Origin of the sequence: Pseudomonas fluorescens, assembly GCF_005938625.1 — a bacterium.
GTDB lineage: Bacteria > Pseudomonadota > Gammaproteobacteria > Pseudomonadales > Pseudomonadaceae > Aquipseudomonas > Aquipseudomonas fluorescens_BD.
This window is the reverse complement of record NZ_VCNJ01000071.1, coordinates 1-20,664: the sequence shown is the minus strand read 5'-3', so window position 1 is coordinate 20,664 and position 20,664 is coordinate 1. Positions and strand designations below refer to the sequence as shown.

The 20,664-nt window shown below is 60.6% G+C and carries 18 protein-coding genes; 8 read left to right on the top strand and 10 right to left on the bottom strand.

Features of this window, described 5'->3' with window-relative positions; translation table 11 throughout:
* Positions 1–336: 336 nt before the first annotated feature.
* The 9 genes from FGA82_RS28715 to FGA82_RS28675 form a co-directional block, all read right to left on the bottom strand.
* Positions 337–3,930 (bottom strand): glycosyltransferase, encoded by a 3,594-nt coding sequence (locus tag FGA82_RS28715; RefSeq protein ID WP_141129706.1) that lies wholly within the window; start codon positions 3,928–3,930, stop codon positions 337–339.
* Between the two features lie 108 nt (positions 3,931–4,038).
* Positions 4,039–5,607 carry a flagellar hook-associated protein 3 gene (locus FGA82_RS28710; RefSeq protein ID WP_141129705.1) on the bottom strand — a complete coding sequence of 523 codons (1,569 nt, stop codon included), beginning with the start codon at positions 5,605–5,607 and terminating at the stop codon, positions 4,039–4,041.
* Positions 5,608–5,620: 13 nt separating this feature from the next.
* Complete coding sequence (flgK, locus tag FGA82_RS28705) at positions 5,621–7,666, bottom strand: flagellar hook-associated protein FlgK (RefSeq protein ID WP_141129704.1); 2,046 nt, start codon at positions 7,664–7,666, stop codon at positions 5,621–5,623.
* Positions 7,667–7,690: 24 nt separating this feature from the next.
* A complete protein-coding gene (flgJ, locus tag FGA82_RS28700; protein WP_141129703.1) occupies positions 7,691–8,983 on the bottom strand; it encodes a flagellar assembly peptidoglycan hydrolase FlgJ in 1,293 nt (430 codons plus the stop codon).
* An 11-nt stretch (positions 8,984–8,994) separates the two neighbouring features.
* Complete coding sequence (locus tag FGA82_RS28695; RefSeq protein ID WP_161986589.1) at positions 8,995–10,083, bottom strand: flagellar basal body P-ring protein FlgI; 1,089 nt, start codon at positions 10,081–10,083, stop codon at positions 8,995–8,997.
* Positions 10,084–10,110: 27 nt separating this feature from the next.
* Complete coding sequence (gene flgH, locus FGA82_RS28690; RefSeq protein WP_038363773.1) at positions 10,111–10,806, bottom strand: flagellar basal body L-ring protein FlgH; 696 nt, start codon at positions 10,804–10,806, stop codon at positions 10,111–10,113.
* Between the two features lie 52 nt (positions 10,807–10,858).
* A complete protein-coding gene (flgG, locus tag FGA82_RS28685; RefSeq protein WP_007920118.1) occupies positions 10,859–11,644 on the bottom strand; it encodes a flagellar basal-body rod protein FlgG in 786 nt (261 codons plus the stop codon).
* 45 nt (positions 11,645–11,689) lie between these two features.
* Entirely contained in the window at positions 11,690–12,430 is a 741-nt protein-coding gene (locus FGA82_RS28680; protein ID WP_038363771.1) for a flagellar basal body rod protein FlgF, read from the bottom strand.
* Between the two features lie 300 nt (positions 12,431–12,730).
* The gene (locus FGA82_RS28675; RefSeq protein WP_141129702.1) at positions 12,731–14,296 is read right to left on the bottom strand and encodes a sigma-54-dependent transcriptional regulator; all 1,566 of its coding nucleotides are present in this window, start codon (positions 14,294–14,296) and stop codon (positions 12,731–12,733) included.
* Positions 14,297–14,668: 372 nt separating this feature from the next.
* Here FGA82_RS28675 and phhA point away from each other — a divergent pair, with 372 nt between their 5' ends.
* The 6 genes from phhA to FGA82_RS28640 all read left to right on the top strand — a co-directional run bounded on the left by phhA (position 14,669) and on the right by FGA82_RS28640 (position 19,081).
* Positions 14,669–15,460: a phenylalanine 4-monooxygenase gene (gene phhA / locus FGA82_RS28665; protein ID WP_141129700.1), complete on the top strand. Its 792-nt coding sequence runs from the start codon at positions 14,669–14,671 to the stop codon at positions 15,458–15,460.
* 117 nt (positions 15,461–15,577) lie between these two features.
* Positions 15,578–15,934: a 4a-hydroxytetrahydrobiopterin dehydratase gene (locus tag FGA82_RS28660; protein ID WP_003222798.1), complete on the top strand. Its 357-nt coding sequence runs from the start codon at positions 15,578–15,580 to the stop codon at positions 15,932–15,934.
* Positions 15,934–17,127, top strand: coding sequence for an amino acid aminotransferase (locus FGA82_RS28655; RefSeq protein ID WP_141129699.1), 1,194 nt, complete (start codon positions 15,934–15,936; stop codon positions 17,125–17,127). The genes FGA82_RS28660 and FGA82_RS28655 overlap by 1 nt, the downstream gene beginning before the upstream one ends.
* A 266-nt stretch (positions 17,128–17,393) precedes the next feature.
* Positions 17,394–17,525: a hypothetical protein gene (locus FGA82_RS32730; RefSeq protein ID WP_016987951.1), complete on the top strand. Its 132-nt coding sequence runs from the start codon at positions 17,394–17,396 to the stop codon at positions 17,523–17,525.
* A 70-nt stretch (positions 17,526–17,595) separates the two neighbouring features.
* A complete protein-coding gene (locus tag FGA82_RS28645; protein WP_025113527.1) occupies positions 17,596–17,778 on the top strand; it encodes a hypothetical protein in 183 nt (60 codons plus the stop codon).
* A gap of 115 nt (positions 17,779–17,893) precedes the next feature.
* Complete coding sequence (locus FGA82_RS28640; protein ID WP_171057381.1) at positions 17,894–19,081, top strand: MFS transporter; 1,188 nt, start codon at positions 17,894–17,896, stop codon at positions 19,079–19,081.
* Here the strand turns inward: FGA82_RS28640 and arfB are convergent.
* Positions 19,078–19,491: an alternative ribosome rescue aminoacyl-tRNA hydrolase ArfB gene (gene arfB, locus FGA82_RS28635; RefSeq protein ID WP_007920134.1), complete on the bottom strand. Its 414-nt coding sequence runs from the start codon at positions 19,489–19,491 to the stop codon at positions 19,078–19,080. The two genes, FGA82_RS28640 and arfB, sit on opposite strands and share 4 nt — an antisense overlap.
* A gap of 454 nt (positions 19,492–19,945) precedes the next feature.
* Here arfB and FGA82_RS28630 point away from each other — a divergent pair, with 454 nt between their 5' ends.
* On the top strand, positions 19,946–20,209 hold the full coding sequence (locus FGA82_RS28630; protein ID WP_108225915.1) for a PAAR domain-containing protein: 264 nt from the start codon (positions 19,946–19,948) through the stop codon (positions 20,207–20,209).
* Positions 20,210–20,325: 116 nt separating this feature from the next.
* Positions 20,326–20,664: hypothetical protein (locus FGA82_RS28625; RefSeq protein ID WP_141129697.1), on the top strand; the 339-nt coding region annotated here is incomplete at its 3' end.

Here is a 20,664-nt window from a genome sequence, read left to right as displayed (position 1 = left end):
GCTTTTGATCTGTAGGGCGACGTCGGAAGGCTGAGTGGAGGGATTGATCCGGGCGTGGGAGCGCAGCGACCGTTTGGCGCAGCCAAACACAGCGAGAGGAGGTGCAGCGAAGCAAACCGTAGGCGCTGCGCCCGGATCGATCCCGCAGCGAAGGAACCCCGAGCCCCAGCGAGCGGGCCGCACGCAGGAGCAAGCCTTTTGGGTTACCTTTTCGGCGTTTGGAAAAGGTGACCCGCCGTAAGGGCGGAACCCTGATCAGCAACACCCGCAGCAACGGATACACACCCCAAAACCCCAAGAGCATGGTCGGCCCAAAGGCCGCCAAGCCCCGCTCGATCAGTCCGCCAGCCAGCCGTATTCCCAGTAGCGCAGGTTATCGCCACGCAACACGTAATCGCGCAGCACCACCTCACGCAATTCATCCCCCATGCGATAACTGGCATCCGGATCCGCCAGGTGCATGCGGATCGCTTGCAGCCATTCATCCGTGGAGTTGGTCTTGATCCGCGTGCACGGCAAGTAACCGCGATAGGCCTCGGTGTCGGTACAGATCACCGGGTAGCCGCAAGCGCCGTATTCCAGCAGCCGCAAGTTGCTCTTGCAGTCGTTGAAGACATGGAACTCCAGCGGCGCCAGTGCCAGATCGAGATTGAGACTGGCCAGTTTCGCCGGGTACACGTCCAGACCGATCACACCATGGAACTCATGCATGTAGGGACGCAGGTCATCCGGGCACATGCCAAAGAACACCCAGTCGACTTCATTGGCCAGCTCGCGCACGACATCGGCGATTACCGCGAGGTCGCCGTGGTGACTGGTGCCGCCGCCCCAGCCGACCCGTGGTTTCTTCGAGGTCCGACGCTCGCTGCGCAGGTGGCCCCACAAGTCCTCGGCCAACATGTTAGGGACGACACGAATGTCGTGGTGCATGTCCGACAGCACATTGGCCAGCGGCGCAGTGGATACGACCGCGCGATCGCACAGCCCGATCGCACGCCGCACCATGCGCTCCATGTCCTGTTTGCTCGGCATGTTGCGGATGTGCGCATTGCGGTGGGGAACGTCGATGACATAGTCGTCGAGTTCGAAGATCCGCCGAGCGTTGAAGAATTTCTTCAGCGGTGGAATTTCATCGATGGCGTGCTCCGAATAGCGCCCTTGCAGGACGATCACGTCGGGGGACTGACGCTCGATATCGATGATCGACGGCAAGCCGTAGCAAATGCGCCCTTCTGCCCGATTGGCCGCTTCCAGCTCGATCATCGGCTGGCTCATGCGGTAATGGCCGATGGCCGAAGCGTTGATCGGCACCACCAGCAGGTTGGGCAACTGTGCCTTGGAGAATGCACTCCAGCCAGTGCGCAGGCCCGGCTCCAGACTGAAGTTGGTGGCGCCCACGCCCTGCAACGTCAGGTTGACGTTGTAGGCCGGGTCGCGCGCCACCAGCGGCAGCCAGCGCTGGTAAAACGTGTCCCTCTCCTCGATGTGCTGCGCTTCTTCCTCAGGCGTCGCCATGGCATTCGGTCGCACACCCACGGCCAGCACGGCATGGGGGTTCAACACCACCAGGTAACCGTCGCGGCCAACGCGCAGACACAGGTCCACGACGTTGAGCGTTTGCTTGAGGTCCTGCTCGTCCAGCCCGCCGGCGGCTTCGAACACCGACTTGCGAATCATCAGGCAATCGCCGCCGACGGCACTCAGGTCATGCACCGCTTGCAGGCGGTGCATGTACCCTTCCGACTGCACCGGCTGGCCATAGAACGGCAACCCGACCGGCCCGTTCAAGCCAAGAATCAGACCCGCGTGCAGCACGCCTCCGTCCGGGTTGAACAGCTTGGCGCCGACCACCCCGACCTCCGGACGCTGCGCATGATTGAGCAGTTCGTCGAGCCAATCGCTCTGGGTGATCACCGCAAAGGCATTGAGCATCAACACATACTCACCGCGCGCCTGGCTGACGGCAAAATTGTGTACCGCTGCTGCATTGCCCTTTTGCGGATAGCTCAGCACGCGAATCCGCTCGCTGCCCATTTGCGCCATACCGTCCAGCCACGCCAACGCTTCGGCACTTTTGCAGCCGTTGTCGACCAAGAGCAATTCGTACTCGGTGTAGGCGGTCTTCTCCAGCAGTGTCTCGACGCAGCGCTGCAACGCGGCAGTCTGGTCCTGCGTGACAATGACCACCGACACCAGTGGGCGCCGGGCATGGTGATAGTCAACGCGATTGAGCAGCCCGCTGTCACCGTCGCGGATTTCGTGAGCGATGCCGAGACGTTGCAGATGCGCCTCGAGAATGCGCGGGCTTTGCTGCGCAACGCCAGGATCAGTGAGCCATTGCGACAGGTCGAATTTCGACTCCAGCAACACTTCAGCAATGTGTCCGATCACTTGCAGACCATCGCTTTCAACCATACGCCACAGCACATCGTGGGGCGCCAGTTCAGCGAACGTCGAGGCAAAACCGCCGAGCGCCAGAAACCGTTCGCGCTGGAACGCCAGGGCACGCCCGACGTAGGGGTAACTGCGCATGAGATCGAGGTTGAAATCCGGTTTGAACGCAGGCTCGGCCGACTCGCCATCGCGCAGGCTGCCTTCGTCGCTGTACAGGCACGTCAGCGCACTAGAGTGCGCAATGCGATCGGCCATCACCAGCAGCGCCGCTGCCACCGGACAATCACCCGACTGCAGCAGATAGAACCAGTCGGCGCCGTCCAGTTGCGGCAGCAACGTGTTGATCTGCTCCAGGCCGTCATCCTGCAACGGCATGTGGAAGACCCGACCATCCAGCTGCGCTTCGGTGCACGCCGCAGACAATACCAGCACCAGCTCCGGCGGATAATCCTGAGCGGCGAGCGCCTCAAGGGTGCGCTCCAGGCCATCGCGACTGCCTTGGGCATCAATGATGATCGGTACGATGCGCGGCTGATACGGCCAGCCCGCGAGGGTTTCCGGCAGCCATTGGCGCTGCGCCTCGGTCAGCACCCGAACTGCCAGCCACTGCGCATAAAGTTCGCCGAAACTGAAGCTGTCGACACCGACCCCCAGCTCCTGACGGCTCTGCTTGGTGCCGAGGGTGCGGCTCAGCGGCAGCTCTTCCCAGACCCGAGGCGACTCGTCGGCCTTGGTCAACGGCACGTAACGAACCCAGCCCGACGCCGGCGCCGACTCGCCGCTGCGGACCTTGAGCATTTGCGAGATCCACTCGCGCTCGATCTCCGCCGCGTCTTTCATCGGTTGCTGCGCGCTCAGACGCTCGGGGTAAAGGCGCTCGGCGCTCAGCACATTGTTGGAGACCACCAGGTTGCCGCGCCGCAGCAGGCAGACATACAAGGCAAAATCCAGGGTCGCGACGAAGCAGGCAGTGTCTTCGGTCAGGGCCGGCAACAGTTCGGCGACGTCGGAGCGGCGGAACAAGGCGCTGCTGAAACCGCCAAGCACGTTGACCGGAAATTTTTCAAAGATGCTCAGTACATCGTCGCCCTTGAGCAAGCCACTGACCGGCGACAACGAGCTGTTTTCCAGACGTGCCGGCAGGATGATGTCGTTGGCATCCCACAGTAGTCGCTGCGCCACCACCAGACTGACTTCCTCGCGGCGCATCTCATGGGTTTGCTGTTCGATACACGCCGAATAGAGCAGGTCATCGTCACACAGGAACTTGATGAACTCGCCCCGGGACTGCTCAAGGCAGACCTTCAGGTTACCGACCAGCCCCAACGTACGTGGATTGCGCACGTAACGCACCACCGCACCTGTCTGCGCCATGACCGACTTGACGATGTCTTCGATCTCGTTGCCGCGACTGTCATCGCACACAATGATGTCCAGATTGCCGTAATTCTGACTCACGGCACTGTTCAACGTCCGCTCGAAAAAACGCGGATTGAAGGCGGGAATGGCAATGCTGACGAGGGGGAGTGAATTCACGGCGGGCTCACAGGCGGTACGAGCCTGCTCGAAAAAGCGAGCCCTGATACCGCTAAAAAACATTAACTGAGGGACAGGGCAAACGGGCGCTCACGCGCCCGCCAACCGTCAGATCTTGTTGAACAGACCCAACTGACTGATCTTGCTGAACGCCAGTTGCGCGGCCTGCAGCATGGTTTGCTGCAAGGTCAGGCGGGTCATGACTTCGGCCGGATCCGAATCACGGATCGAGCCTTGGGTCGTGGAGTTCGCCGTGCTCAGGCTCGAGTTGGTGATGGTCTGCATGTCCAGCGACTGGCCGCGCGCACCAATGGTGGTGACGGAGGTGCCAATCTGGTTGGCGGCGGCGTCGATGTTGCCGAGACCTGCCTCCATGGCGCCCTGCAGCTTTTGCTTGGCGACCGGATCACCATCGACCGGTGTATTCAGCGCCGTGATCATCTGGCCCAGGGTGTCGAGCACGTTCTGGGTCTGGTGATTGTTCGGCTGGATCGAGAACTGATCGCCCGCCGCTGGCGTACCGCCCAAGGCGAACGTCACACCCGCGGCTGTCGCGTTACTACCGGCCACTGTGCCCGACGATACCGGTTTGCTGTCAGCCGTGACCGGCGCCGCGTACAAATCGAAAGCGGTGGCACTGGTGAACTTGAGGACCGCGCCACCCTGCGGGAATGCCGCGGTATAGGCGGCCTGGTTGGTGATATTGGAGCCGGTGATGACGGTCGTCGACGGGTTGCCCGGGTTGCGCGTGGTGGTGAACGAGTCTGGCGAAGCCGACAGCTGGAAGCTGTGCCCGGTAATGACGGTATCCGGGTTGGTGTCACCGGCCTTCAGGTTGATGTTCAGCTTCATGTCGACGCCACGGAAGCTGACAGTCTGGTTGGCGCCGCTGCTGTTGCTGACCAAACCGTTCTGGCTCGCCTCAGCGGTCACGTCGTTGCCCAGGGCATCGGTGATTTTCAGCTGGGTGCTGCTGACGAAAGCCACGGTGTAAGGCTGACCGGCAGTAAACTTGGCGTCGTAGGTTGCAGCGGTGCCAACAGTACCGTTGGACAGCACCACACGACCGTCATCCACCGCCGGAGCTGTCATCTGGGTGTTGGTGCGACCGGTGTTGATGGTTTGCTGAAACGCATCCCAACCGGTGGTGTTGGTGCCGACAGTCATGCCATCGCCGATGCCCAGATTGATCGTGGTCTGGTCGCCGTTGTAAGAGAAAGTGCCGTCGGCATTTTTCGAATACGGTGCGGTATCGGTTTTCGAACCGGAGAACAGGTAATTGCCGTTGGCGTCCTTGGCGTTCATCAGACCCAGCACTTGTTGCTGGATCTCGCCCAGTTCCGAGGCGTAAGCCTGGCGGTCCTTGTCGGTGGCGGTACCGTTGTTCGCGGCCAGAGCCAGCTCTTTGGCACGACCCAACGCTGTGGTGATGGCATCCAGCGTGGATTCCTGCACGTTCAACGCACTCTTGGCGCTGTTGATGTTGGTACCGTACTGATCCAGCATCGCGGCTTGCTGACCCAGTTGCAGCAAACGACCGGCGCCGATCGGATCATCGGACGCATTGGTGATGCGTTGCAGGCTGCTCGCCTCGCTGGCGGTGGCGACGGCCTTGTTGAAGTTACGCTGATAGTCCGACGCTTGCGTGCCGTAATACTGGGCGGTGGAAATGCGCATGAATTACGACTCCTTAAAGGCTGTTGATCAGCGTGGCGAAAGTTTCCTGCGCAGCTTTGATGATCTGCGAAGACGCTGTGTAGTACTGCTGATATTTGACCAGGTTGCCGGTTTCTTCATCCAGGTTGACCCCGGACAGCGAATCGCGCGCGCCTTTGGCGTTATCCAGAATCGCCGTGGTCGCGGCGCTGTCGGACTTGCCTTGGGCAGTCTTGGTACCGACGTTGGTCACCAGCTTGTTGTAAGCGTCAGTCAGGCTGATGCCCTTGCTTGCCGAACCGGTATCGACAGTCTGCGCGGTTTGCAGGGCGACCAGCGATTGCGCGTTGCGGTTGTCCGAAGACGCCGCACCGGTCAGGTTCATGGTGAAGGTTTCGCCAGGCTTCGGCGTGCCGCCAACGGTGGTCTGAACGGAGAAGGTTTTCTGTACGTTCGGCGTAACGCTGGTGTCCAGCACCGGGTTGCCGCTGGCATCGACGATGCCGACTTTAAGTTCCAGTGCGTTCGATTGACCGGGAACGATAGTGCCGCTGCTGATGAGGCCGCCCTTGGCATCCACAAAAGTGTAAGCCTGGCTGCCCCCGGTAACCGCACCGAACACCAGTTTCACCGGCGTCGAGTTCTTCAGCGCCGCCTGCATGTCAGCCTGGGCTGTCGGGTTGTAGATATCGATCTTGCTGGTGAGCGTCGGCTGGGTGAAAGTGCCCAGACCATTGGCGCTGGCGACACCGGTCAACGGACCGGCCGCAGCGATTTTCTTCGGATCGGTGAGCACTGTCTGGATGCTTGCCGCCGCATTGCGGGTCGGGGTGATTTTGAAGCTGTCACCGGCGCTCAACGCACCGCCCTTGAGGGCGAGGGTGAAACCGTCGATCACTGGCGGCGGATTGGTCGTCGTGCTGAAGGCACCCAGGTCGGTGCCGTCGGAGCGCTTGACGGTGTAGTCAGTGGCGCTGGTGAACGTCACTTGATAATCGCTGGTGGTCAGCTTGCCGGTGTCCTTGATGGTGACATCGAGGTTACCCGAACCGGTGCTGTTGCCCGATTGCGCGATGCTGCGCGAACTGACCAGCGCGGCACTGTTGATGTTGTTGAAAATCGCCGCGCCGAAGTCACCGTTCTTGTCGATGCCCTGCGCTTGCTGACTGTTGACCTGATCAGCGATCACCAGCGCTACGCGGCCGAGCTCGTTGAGCGACGGGTCGAGGACTTCTTTGCGGTAAGTCAGCAGACCACCGATTTCACCACCGCTCATCGCCGAGGTGATATCGATGGTGCTCGAACCGCGATCCATCTGGATGGCCATGCGCGACGGGTCGTCTTTGCTCGCGACCATGCTCAGCGTGTTGGTGGTGTTGCCGATCACCAGCGGCTGACCGCTGCCGATGTAGACGTCGAAACTGGTGCCACGCTCGACGACCTGTGCACCGGTCAGTTCGGAGAGCTGGCGTACCGCTTCATTGCGGCTGTCGAGCAGATCGTTCGGCGCACCACCGCTGGTGGTGATCTCGCCGATTTTCTGGTTCAGGTTGGCAATCGAGGTGGCCAGCTTGTTCACCTGGGACGTCATGTCGCCCAGGCTGCCATTGATGGTGGTGTTCTGGTCGTTGAGCTGCTTGGCGATGGTATTGAAGCGACTGGTCAGCGCCTGAGCACCGGTCAGCACCGATTGACGGGAGGTGTCATCGGTCGCCGACGTCGAGACGCCCTGCATCGTGGTGAAGAATTTCTGCAGTACGCCTGTCAGGCCGGTGTTGGTGTCCGACAGCATCGAGTCCAGCGGTGTGGCCTGCGCCAGGTAGGCAGCCGATTCGCTGTCGAGCGAAGTAGCGGTATGCAGTTGGCTTTCCAGGTACGAGTTGTACACCCGGCGCACGTCAGCCAGGGTGGTGCCCGTACCGATGAACACGGTGCCGAACTGCTGCGAGGATTTGGTGCCCTGCACGGTTTGCTGACGTGAATAACCGGCGGTGTCGACGTTGGCAATGTTGTTGCCTGTCGTAGCCAAAGAGGACTGGCTGGCCGACAGTCCCGACATCCCGATATTGAGCAAACTCATGGTTCAGACCTTATACCTTGTGCCTTAAAAAGGCGTGGTGGATACACCCGCCGCAGCGTAGTTTTGGAAACTGTTCATCTGCTTGGCTATCTGCGAAATCTTTGTCGCGTAGTTCGGGTCGGTGGCGTAACCGGCCTTTTGCAACTCGCGTACAAACTGTTCTGGGTTATCGGCAGACTTCACGACATCTTGATAGCGATTATTGCTCTGCAGCAAAGTCACCAGATCGTGGAAGCTGTCCTTGTACGAGGCGTAGGAACGGAACTCGGCCGTCTCCTTGACCATCTCGCCATTGCGGAACTCGCTGGTGATCGCCCGGGCCGAATCACCCTTCCAGTTGCTGCTCGCCTTGATGCCGAACAGGTTGTGGCTGCTACTGCCATCCTGGGCACGCATGACCGACTTGCCCCAACCGGTTTCCAGCGCCGCCTGCGCCACCAGATAACGCGGATCGACGCCGATGCGGTCGGCCGCTTCCTTGGCCATCGGCAGCATGGTGTTGACGAATTCGTCGGCGGAACTGAAGGCTTTCTTCGCCGGCGCCAACGGAATCTGCGCCATGGCGCGACCGTAAATCTGCATCTGCCCGCCGGAGGCTTTTTCGCTCTCGGCGCGAGCCAGCCAGTCGCCGTTGTACAGCGGACCGGCGCCAGTTGTGGCGGTGGTTGTCGCGCGCTGCGGCAATTGCGTGGTCGCTGACGGCGTAGCAGATGGCACCAGCCCGGCGAGCAAACGATCGGCCAGTTTCGGCGGCAAGGCCAGACGACGCTGGTTGATCAGCTCCATGTCGTTGCGATGGGCCAGTTGCGTATTCGGTGCATTCACCGAACGCGACGCCCACAACGGACGCTCGCCATTGAGCCGCGACAACGGGCCGTTGGTGGCAACGGTGCCCGCAGCAATCGGTGTGGCCACGGCCGCAGCCTTCGCCTTGGCTTCTTCCTGCTTGGCGGCGGACGCGGCAGCTGCCTCGCCCGGCGCCATCGGTTTGTTCTTCGACATCTGCCGCATCAGCACGTCGGCCAGACCGATACCACCGCCCTCGCGGGACATGGAAACAGCCAATTGCTGGTCGTACATTTCCTGATACTGCTTGGCCGCCGGCGTGTTGAGAGGATTGTCCTGGCCTAGCGCCTCAGTGGCTGAACGCATCGATTTGAGCATTTCGCCAAGGAACAGCGATTCGAATTCCTGCGCCACCTTGCGCATGTTCGCATCGCTGTTCTTGTCGCCGACCTTGAGTTGGTTCAGGCGATTGAGGTCCGAGTAGGAACCCGAATCATTGCTGCTGACCAGACCGCTTTTGCGCATATCCATAAAGGTCGGCCTCAGATCACGATCAGGTCGGCTTGCAATGCGCCAGCCTGCTTCAGAGCTTCGAGGATGGCCATCAAGTCACCCGGCGCCGCGCCGACCTGGTTCACCGCACGGACGATCTCGTCGAGGGTGGTGCCAGGGCCGAACTTGAACATCGGTTTGGCTTCCTGCTCGGCGTTGACCCGCGAGCGCGGCACGACAGCGGTCTGGCCATTGGACAGAGGGCCCGGCTGGCTGACGATCGGGTCTTCGGTGATCGTTACCGTCAGACTGCCGTGGGTCACGGCGGCTGGCGAAACCTTGACGTTCTGGCCAATGACGATGGTGCCGGTACGCGAGTTGATGATGACTTTCGCCACCGCCTGACCCGGGTCGACTTCGAGGTTTTCCAGGATCGACAAGTAGTCGACGCGCTGGCTCGGATCGAGCGGCGCGGTGACACGAATCGAACCGCCGTCGATGGCTTGCGCAACGCCAGGGCCGAGCATGTCGTTGATCTTGTCGACGATACGTTTGGCGGTGGTGAAGTCAGAACGGTTGAGGTTCAGCGTCAGGCTGTTGCCCTGGTTGAAACCGCTCGGCACCGAACGTTCCACCGAAGCACCGCCAGGGATGCGACCGGCCGACGGAACGTTGACGGTGATCTTCGAACCGTCACGCCCTTCGGCATCGAAACCGCCGACCACCAGGTTGCCCTGAGCAACCGCGTAGACGTTGCCATCGATACCCTTGAGCGGAGTCAGCAGCAAGGTGCCGCCGCGCAGGCTCTTGGAGTTACCGATCGAGGACACAGTAATGTCGACCTGCTGACCTGGCTTGGCGAACGCCGGCAAGTCGGCACTGATCGACACCGCCGCGACGTTTTTCAACTGCACGTTGCCCGATCCCGGCGGCACCTTGATGCCGAACTGCGAGAGCATGTTGTTGAAGGTCTGCAGGGTGAACGGGGTTTGCGTCGTCTGGTCACCGGTGCCGTTAAGCCCGACCACCAGGCCGTAACCGATCAACTGGTTGGAACGCACGCCAGAAATGCTGGCGATATCTTTCAGCCGCTCGGCGTGGGCAGCAAAGGCTGCGGACATCAGCGCCGCAGCCAGCATGAGGCTCTTGAAATTCAAAGTCGCCACCTAGAAAGGGAACAGCGGGCTGAGGAAGAAACGGTCGAACCAGCCTGGCTGACTCGTATCGGCAAACGCGCCGGTACCCGAGTAGGTGATGCGTGCATCGGCGACCCGGGTCGACGACACAGTGTTGTCCGTGGCGATGTCATCGGCGCGCACCAGGCCGGCAATGCGCACCAGTTCGTCACCGGTGTTCAGCGTCAGCCACTTCTCGCCACGCACGGCGATGATGCCGTTGGGCAGCACGTCAGCGACGGTCACGGTGATCGAACCGGTCAGGCTGTTGCTCTGCCCGGACTTGGCGTCGCCCTTGGTCGAACGGTCGGCGCTATAGCCGGCGTTCAGACTCAGGTCATTGCCGCCGATCGGGTTGTTGGTGGTCAGACTGGAGCCGAACAACGAGGTCAGACCGACCTTGTTATCGCTGTTCTTGTCCATCTGCGAGTTAGCGTTCTTGCTCGCCTGCGTGCGCTCGTTCAGGGTGATGGTGATGATGTCACCCACCCGGAAAGCCTTGCGGTCGCTGTACAGGTTCTGCTCGAAGCCGGCCTGATAGATCGAGCCATTATTAGCGGCAGCCGGCAACGGCGTGCGCGGCAACACCGGGGCGTAGTAAGGGTCATTGGGCTTGGGCGTCGGAGCGACGCAGCCCGCGAGCGAGACGACCCCACTCAATGCCAGAACAGATACAAAGCGATTCATGACCCTACCTCACGGTGTTGCAGGCGACCTCATGGCCGCCTCATAGACTTGATTACAGATTCTGCGTTACGAACGAGAGCATCTGGTCAGCGGTGGAGATCACCTTGGAGTTCATCTCGTAAGCGCGCTGAGTGGTGATCATGTTGACCATCTCCTCAACGGTGCTGACGTTGGAGGTTTCCAGGGTGTTCTGCAGGGTGGTACCGAAACCGGCCAGACCCGGGGTGCCGACTTGCGGCGCGCCGGAAGCGGCGGTTTCCAGGAACAGGTTGTTGCCCACGGCTTGCAGACCGGCCGGGTTGATGAAGTCAGCGGTTTGCAGGTTGCCGATCACCTGCGACGCGGCGTTGCCAGCGACAGTGATGGACACCGTGCCGTCACGGCCGACGGTGAAGGTCTGGGCATCGTTCGGAATGACGATGGCCGGTTCCAGAGCGAAACCGCTGGCGTTAACGATCTGGCCGTTGGAATCGAGGTGGAACGTACCATCACGGGTGTAGGACGTGGTGCCATCCGGCTGCAGAATCTGGAAGAAACCGCGACCGTCGATGGCCATGTCCAGCGGCTGCTCGGTGGTTTGCAGGCTACCGGCGGTGAAGTTTTTCTGGGTGCCGACGATGCGCACACCGGTACCCAGCTGCAGACCCGACGGCAGTTCGCTGTCTTGAGTCGACTGAGCGCCTGGCTGACGCTTGATCTGATAGAGCAGGTCCTGGAACTCGGCGCGATCACGTTTGAAACCCGTGGTCGACACGTTCGCCAGGTTGTTGGAAATGGTGGTCAGGTTGGTGTCCTGGGCGGACAGACCGGTTTTGGCAACCCATAGAGCCGGAAGCATTCGATTCTCCTCGTGCGCCTGTTTTTCGGCGCGACGTTCTGATAATTAGCTGATCTGCAAGACCCGAGCCATGGCCTGGTCGTCGTCTTTGGCGGTGTTCATCATCTTGACGTGCAATTCGAACTGCTTGGCCAGGGCCAGCACCGAAGTCATCTCTTCAACGGCGTTGACGTTGCTCGACTCGAGGAAACCCGACACCAGTTTGACGTTGGCGTCGGCCTGCGCCGGCTGGCCGTCCTTGGTGTAGATCGAGCCGTCGAGGCCCTTGTTCATGTTCTTGATGTCCGGGTTGACCAGTTTGATCCGGTCGACTTCCGCCATGACGCGCGGGCCTTCGCCCATCGCACGAATACTGATGGTGCCGTCTTCACCGACTTCGATCTGCTGCTCGGGCGGCACGGCGATCGGACCGCCATTGCCGATCACCGGCATGCCGTTGCCGGCGCGCAGCACACCGAGAGCGTCGACGTTGAGGCTGCCAGTGCGCACGTAACTTTCGCCGCCGTTCGGGTTCTGCACGGCAATGAAACCGTTGCCGGTCACGGCGACGTCGAGGTCACGACCGGTCTGCACCAGCGAGCCCGGCGTGAAGTCGGTGGCGGGCCGTTCGCTCATGGCAAACGCACGCGCCGGAAAGCTGTCACCGAACACCGGCATCGAACGCGCCTGCTCCAGGTCGCGCTGAAAACCGTTGGTGGAGATGTTCGCCAGGTTGTTGGCATGAGCCTTCTGCGCCAGTGCGTTCTGGCTGGCGCCGGTCATTGCCACATAAAGGTACTTGTCCACACTCTTTCCTCTGCATGCCGGACGTTTGCCGCCCACTGCTGTACTGCTGAGCCATAAGCAATTTGCAGACCAACTTTTTTCTGGCGGGCAAAGACCCGGTAAACAAAGGACTTGAGGGATGGCGAGGGGAAATTTGAAATGTATCGAAGTCGAAAAACCGGCGGTGTTGTGCCGCTTGGCGGCAATCCCGGCTAATGATCGTTCCCACGCTCTGCGTGGGAATGCCTCAATGGACGCTCTGCGTCTGCTTTGAGACGCGGAGCGTCCCGGGCTGCATTCCCACGCAGAGCGTGGGAACGATCACGTGCTGCCCGGATCTTTACCGACTTCATACTCACGCAGTTTGTTGGCAATGGTCGTGTGCGAAACCCCGAGCCGCTTACCCAACTGCCGACTGCTCGGATGTTCGGAATACAGCCGCTCCAGCACCGCTTTCTCGAAGCGCCCGACAATTTCGTCCAACCCGCCCTCCAGCGAGAAATCGCCAAGCGGCTGACGCACGCCGTAATCCGGCAGACGAATATGCTCGGCTTTCACCGTGCCGCCATCGCACAGCGAAACCGCCTGGAACAGCACGTTCTCCAGTTGCCGCACGTTGCCCGGCCAATGGTAATGACTGAGGCGATCCATTGCCGCCGGCGCCAGTTTCGGCAGCGAGCAACCGATCTGCCGACTGGCCTGATCAAGGAAATGCTCGACCAGCGGGGTCAAGCCGTCGAGGCATTCGCGCAGCGGCGGGATGTGCAGGGACAGCACGTTCAAGCGGTGATACAAATCCTGGCGAAACTCGCCCCGCGCACACAGCTCCGACAAGTCGACCTGCGTGGCGCAGATCACCCGCACATCCAGGTAAACCTCTTCATCACTGCCGACCCGGCGGAAGCAACCATCCTGCAAAAAACGCAGTAATTTCACTTGAAGACGCGGGCTCATTTCACCAACGCCGTCGAGAAACAATGTGCCGCCCGCCGTCAGCTCCAGCAGGCCGAGCTTGCCTTCAGCCCGCGCACCTTCAAAGGCGCCGGGGCCGTAACCGAACAACTCAGTCTCGGCCATCGACTCAGGCAGGCCTGCGCAGTTGAGCGCCATCAACGGCGACTGCCCGCGCGGACTGGCGAGGTGACAGGCGCGTGCGAGCAATTCCTTGCCGGTGCCGGTTTCGCCTTCAATCAATAGCGGCGCATCCAGCGGCGCCATACGCCGCGCTTCACGCACCACGGCGGCCATCACTTTCGAACTCTGGAAGATGCTGTCGAAGCCACGCAACTCCTGCTTGCGCACGTTGTAGATGCGCTCGCCAACGCGGTCGGCGCGATGCAAGGTCAGCACCGCGCCGGCCATGGCTTCGCTGTCATCGTGTTCTGATTGCAGCGGCGCGATATCGGCCAGAAAGACGTCGCCCTTGACCTTGACGCGCATGCCGTTGATTCGCGATTTGTTGGCGCGCACCAGTTCCGGCAAGTCGAAATCTTCGGCGTAGCGCGACAGCGGAATGCCCGGCACCTCATCAACGCGCACACCGAGCAACTGCGCCGCCGCACGGTTGGCCGCGACGATCGAGCCGCCCATGTCGATCGACAGCACCGGAAACTCCAGTGCGCCGAGCAAGGCGTTCAACTCCATGTGCCGTCGTTCGCTGGGCATCAGCCCTACCCGCTTGACGCCAAACACCCCGGCAATCGCCTCGAATTTCGGCCGCAGCGCCTGGAACTGAATGTTGATCAGGTTCGGGCAGTGCAGGTAGATCGCATTGCCGTGCTCGCCACCGACCTCACCGCGCGCGACGTTGATCCCGTAGGCAACCAGTAGGTTGAGAATGTCGCGCAGGATGCCGATGCGGTTCTGGCAGTGGACTTTGATGCGCATATAAGTCGCCCGAATAAACGATGAGAAACCTGTAGGAGTGAGCCTGCTCGCGATGGCTTTGGGTCAGTTGATATTGATGCTGACTGATACACCGCTATCGCGAGCAGGCTCACTCCTACAGGGACCGCGCCAGACTTTTCTGTCGAGGCACGCAGATAGTTGTCAAGATTATGTGACAGCTACTGAGCTTTTCAAACCCGCGAATCACCGCAAACGCGATATATCCGTCAAAGCGTAACGATTATTTTACGATTTCAGGCGAATTTTCCTACACGTATCGCGATCAACCTGCTGCAAACCCGACCGCTCTCAGGTAATTCTGAGTCCAACGCTGGACATAACAAGAACGAATTCCCCTAGCAGGAGAGCAGTATGAAGCAGACGCAATACGTGGCCCGCGAGCCCGATGCGCAAGGTTTTATCGACTACCCCGCCGAAGAACACGCGGTGTGGAACACGCTGATCACTCGCCAGCTGAAAGTGATCGAAGGGCGTGCCTGCCAGGAGTACCTGGACGGTATCGAAAAACTCGGTCTGCCCCACGACCGCATTCCGCAACTCAGCGAGATCAACAAGGTGCTCGGCGAGACCACCGGTTGGCAGGTTGCCCGCGTTCCGGCACTGATCCCCTTCCAGACCTTTTTTGAACTGCTGGCCAGCAAGCAATTTCCGGTCGCTACGTTCATTCGTACCCGCGAAGAGCTGGACTACCTGCAAGAGCCGGACATTTTCCACGAGATTTTTGGTCACTGCCCGCTGCTGACCAACCCGTGGTTCGCCGAATTCACCCACACCTACGGCAAGCTCGGTTTGCAGGCCACTAAGGAAGAACGTGTGTACCTCGCGCGCCTGTACTGGATGACCATCGAGTTCGGCCTGGTCGACACCCCGCAAGGCAAACGCATCTACGGTGGCGGCATCCTGTCCTCGCCAAAAGAAACCGTTTACTCGCTGTCGGACGAACCTGAGCATCAGGCATTCGATCCGCTCGAAGCCATGCGCACGCCGTATCGCATCGACATCCTGCAACCGCTGTACTTTGTCCTGCCGAACCTCAAGCGCCTGTTCGACGTGGCCCATGAAGACATCATGGCCATGGTTCGCCAAGGCATGCAGCTGGGTCTGCACGCACCGAAGTTTCCGCCGAAACCAAAAGCCGCGTGAACCGCGACCTTTGCTGACAATTGAGCCTGTCAGTCGCCGCCACTTTGGTTTAGCGTGACGGCATTGACGGCCGAAAAGCTTTAATAAAAAAAACACACTCGATTTCAGGAATACACCATGTCCACTTTGAACCAAGCCCACTGCGAAGCCTGCCGCGCCGATGCGCCACAAGTCAGCGACGAAGAACTGCCGATCCTGATCAAGCAGATCCCTGACTGGAACATCGAAGTGCGTGACAGCATCATGCAACTGGAGAAAGTTTTCCTGTTCAAGAACTTCAAGCACGCGCTGGCGTTCACCAACGCCGTCGGCGAGATCTCCGAGGCCGAAGGTCACCACCCGGGCCTGTTGACCGAGTGGGGCAAAGTCACCGTGACCTGGTGGAGCCACTCGATCAAAGGCCTGCACCGCAACGACTTCATCATGGCCGCGCGCACTGACGAAGTGGCCAAGACTGCAGAAGGACGCAAGTAATGCACTTCGACGCCATCGGCCGGGTACCCGGCGACCCGATCCTCGGCTTGATGGAGGCGTATGCGCAGGACAGCAATCCGCGCAAATTCGACTTGGGTGTTGGCGTCTACAAGGACGCTCAGGGCCTGACACCGATCCCGGAAGCGGTGAAAATCGCCGAAGCGCGGCTGGTCGAAAGCCAGGACACCAAGACCTACATCGGTGGTCACGGTAATCCGTTGTTCGGCAAAGTCATCAATGAGCTGGTGCTCGGCGCCGACTCCAAGCTGATCGCCGAACAACGTGCCGGCGCCACTCAGACCCCGGGCGGCACCGGTGCCCTGCGTCTGGCCGCCGACTTCATTGCTCAATGCCTGCCGGGCAAAGGCGTGTGGCTGAGCAACCCGACCTGGCCGATCCACGAAACCATTTTCGCGACGGCCGGGGTCAAGGTCAGTCACTACCCGTACGTGGGCAGTGACAACCGCCTCGACGTCGACGCCATGCTCGCTGTGCTCAACGAAGTGCCGAAAGGTGATGTGGTGCTGCTGCACGCGTGCTGCCACAACCCGACCGGTTTTGACTTGAGCCATGACGACTGGCAGCGCGTGCTCGATGTGGTGCGCGCGCGCAATCTGCTGCCGCTGATCGACTTTGCCTACCAGGGCTTTGGCGATGGTCTGGAGCAAGATGCGTGGTCGACCCGCTTGTTCGCGGCACAAGTGCCCGAGCTGCTGATCACCAGTTCCTGCTCGAAGAACTTCGGCCTGTACCGCGATCGCACCGGTGCGCTGATCGTCTGCGCAAAAACCGCCGACAAGCTCATCGACATCCGCAGCCAACTGGCCAACATCGCCCGTAATCTGTGGTCAACACCGCCGGATCACGGTGCTGCTGTTGTTGCGACGATCCTCGCCGACCCGGAGCTGAAAGCGCGCTGGGCCGATGAAGTGGAAGCCATGCGTCTGCGTATTGCGCAGTTGCGCAGCGGATTGGTTGAAGCGTTGGAGCCGCACGGTTTGCGCGAACGTTTTGCGCACATTGGCGTGCAGCGCGGCATGTTCTCTTACACCGGCCTGTCGCCGGAGCAAGTAAAACAACTGCGCGAGCATCACAGCGTGTACATGGTCAGCTCGGGCCGGGCGAACGTCGCTGGCATCGACGCCACCCGCATCGCCTTGCTGGCAGAAGCCATCGCCAACGTCTGCAAGTAATCCCTCCCATGCTCGTTCCCACGCTCCGCGTGGGAATGCAGCCCGGGACGCTCTGCGTCCCAACAGCGGACGCAGAGCGTCCATTGAGGCATTCCCACGCAGAGCGTTGGAACGATCAATCTCTCCTCTGGGCCTCCCCTGCGGCCATCTGTCGCATTAATTTGAATTAAAAGTCTGATTGTCATTTTTCCTGCTGTATCCTGCGCAGGCTTTCTAAAAGCGCGGATCTACCAGATCTATCAACAGACTTAGCGAGGAGCGCAACCATGCACGAGATTCCTAATCTCCCCTTCCCAAGCCTGCACGTACCTGAGCAGACGACCACGCAACAAGCCGGAGCGGGGCAGCCCGAACCGAAAGAAGCCGTTGAGAGCCGCCCGGCCGACAACGAAGAGTAAGACCCGTCGTACAGACCGTGTGGAAAGCGCTAACATGCGCTTTCCACACTGCCTGAACCCCGAGCCTGCCATGACCGACGAATTCTCCGAAAGCCAAGCTGCCGTACTCATCGGCGCCACCGAGAAAATGATCGAGATCTGGAACCGTCTCTCGCCCGAGAAACAAGCCGCCCTGCTCGCCCGTTTCGGCAGCGAAGAAAATGCCCTGGCGGCGCTGGTCACCACACAACTGGTTGCCCCGGCCAAATCCTGAAACGCCCACCCGGCAAATAGTTTTACTTTTTCCCGCCCCAGATCCGTCCACGTCGGTATCATAAGCAGCCTATCTAATCTGCCGCTCCCGTGGATCGTTACCCATGTCGTCCTCTATGCCAGAACCCCAGCGCCCCCTGGCGGTCACGCTGCAAGTCGTTTCCATCGTCCTATTCACCTTTATCGGCTATCTGAACATCGGCATTCCGCTGGCGGTGTTGCCGGGTTACGTCCACAGCGACCTCGGTTTCGGCGCAGTAATCGCCGGGCTGGTGATCAGCGTGCAATACCTCGCCACCCTGCTCAGCCGTCCGTACGCCGGCAAGATCATCGATAATCAGGGCAGCAAACGCGCGGTGATGATTGGCCTCGCCGGGTGTGGTTTGAGCGGTGTGTTCATGCTGATTTCGGCGTGGACCCCGAGCATGCCGATGCTCAGTTTGATCAGTTTGTTGATCGGTAGACTGGTATTGGGCAGCGCCGAAAGCCTCGTGGGCTCCGGCTCGATTGGCTGGGGCATTGGCCGCGTGGGTGCAGCGAACACGGCGAAAGTGATTTCCTGGAACGGCATCGCCAGTTATGGCGCACTGGCCGTCGGCGCCCCGTTCGGCGTGTGGCTGGTCGGCCAGCTGGGTTTGTGGAGCATGGGCGTCAGCATCATCTTGCTGGCGATTCTTGGTCTGGCACTGGCGTGGCCGAAAACCGCCGCGCCGATTGTGGCCGGCGAACGCCTGCCGTTCATGCATGTACTCGGTAAAGTGTTTCCCCATGGCTGCGGTCTGGCGCTGGGCTCGATCGGCTTCGGCACCATCGCCACCTTCATCACCCTGTATTACGCGACCCAGCATTGGGACAACGCGGTGCTTTGCCTGAGCCTGTTCGGCGCCAGCTTCATCGGCGCGCGACTGCTGTTCGGCAACCTGATCAACCGCCTCGGCGGCTTTCGCGTGGCGATTGCCTGCCTGTCGGTGGAAACCCTCGGTCTGCTGCTGTTGTGGCTCGCGCCCGACGCGCACTGGGCGCTGGCCGGTGCGGCATTGAGCGGTTTCGGTTTCTCGCTGGTGTTCCCGGCGCTGGGCGTGGAAGCGGTGAATCTGGTGCCCGCGTCCAGCCGTGGCGCAGCGGTCGGCGCTTATTCGCTGTTCATCGACTTGTCGCTGGGAATCACCGGGCCATTGGCCGGGGCGATTGCGGCGGGATTCGGTTTTGCCTCGATCTTCCTCTTCGCCGCCCTCGCCTCGCTAAGCGGATTGGCACTGAGCGTGTATCTGTACAAGCACACCGCCAAGTACCGCGAAGACTAGAAATCCACCTTGCCACGCCCGGCCTTGATGCTGCCGCGCTTGGTTTTCGATTCGAGTCGGCGCTTCTTTGAACCGAGGGTCGGCTTGGTCGGACGGCGTTTCTTTTCGACTTTGGTCGCGCTGAGAATCAGCTCGACCAGACGCTCCAGCGCATCGGCGCGGTTGGCTTCCTGCGTGCGGTACTGCTGGGCCTTGATGATCAACACGCCGTCGCTGGTGATGCGACTGTCGCGCAGCGCCAGCAGCCGCTCCTTGTAGAACTCGGGCAAGGACGAGGCCGGAATGTCGAAGCGCAAGTGCATGGCGCTGGAGACCTTGTTGACGTTCTGCCCACCGGCGCCTTGCGCGCGGATGGCTGTCAGTTCGATCTCGGCATCCGGCAGATGCACGTTGTTGGAAATCACCAGCATGGAAAAGCGTCCGTAATCAGAACGCGCAGGATACCGCGAAACAGCGCCCAAACCTGCTGAAGATCCACTGCCGACCTTCGCCTGTTCGCGATGAGTTCAGTGCAATCGACATCGATCGTCCAGAAATCGACCCGCCGCCCAACTGCGCAACTTCTTGCGCACCTGCCCTCGAAAAAACGCCCGCCAATCGCATGTAGCCCTTGTAACACGGGCCCTGTAGCCGAGTGCGCAAGAAGTTGCACAGCACTGCGCAACTTCTTGCGCACTTTGAGGCTGTTTCCCGGTAAAAAATCGATTTAACCCGCAGGTATCCAACGCAAAGCCTTGCCACGTAATGGCCATATAGTGGCTGGCACGGATTTTGATATCAAATCTGCACTAACGCGTGGTGAATGCAGGCAGGGAAGACAGGTTGCTCGCCGCGCCGGCCACCCTCGGTCAAAGGAATGACGCAATGAAAGACGCAATTCGCTTGGGCGACTCCACCACGCACGGTGGCAAGGTCCTCGAAGCCTTCTCTCAGACCGACCTCAACGGCAAGCCGATTGCCGGGGTCGGGCACAAGGTCAGCTGCCCGCTGTGCAAAGGGGTTTTCCCGATTGCCGAGGGCAGTAGCACCTACACCGTCGATGGCACACCCATCGCACTGGACGGCATGAAAACCGCCTGCGGCGCCGCGCTGATCGCCAGTGGCCCGAAAGGTGCTGTCGTCAGCTAATTCCGTTTTTTCACTTTGATGTGTACCTCTGAGAGGCGGCTTTTTCTCGCCCGCTCGTTGAGGTCTTCAATTTTTGCCCGCAAAGCCCGGACCTTGTCGCCGGGTGAGATGCCGTAATGACCACTGAAACTGCTGTCGCAAAACGTGAGCCCCAAGCCGCCATCGTTCCACTCAATGCCATCGACGTTCAGGACGTCGCCAGCAGTGCGGCGGCTTTCGATGCCTGGCTGCAATCCGCCACCGATGGCGTGGTCACGCTTGACCGGATCAAGAACTACGCCGGTTTCTTGCCGGTGGTCGGCAACATCATGGCGCTGGTCGATGCGCTGAGTGACATTGTCACCCTGTCGGACGCCAAGCAACGCGACTTGCTCACGTGGGCCAGCCTTGGCATCAACCTGATCGGCGTATTGCCTTTGCCGCCGTCGATGGCAGCGGCGCGGATGACCCTGCGC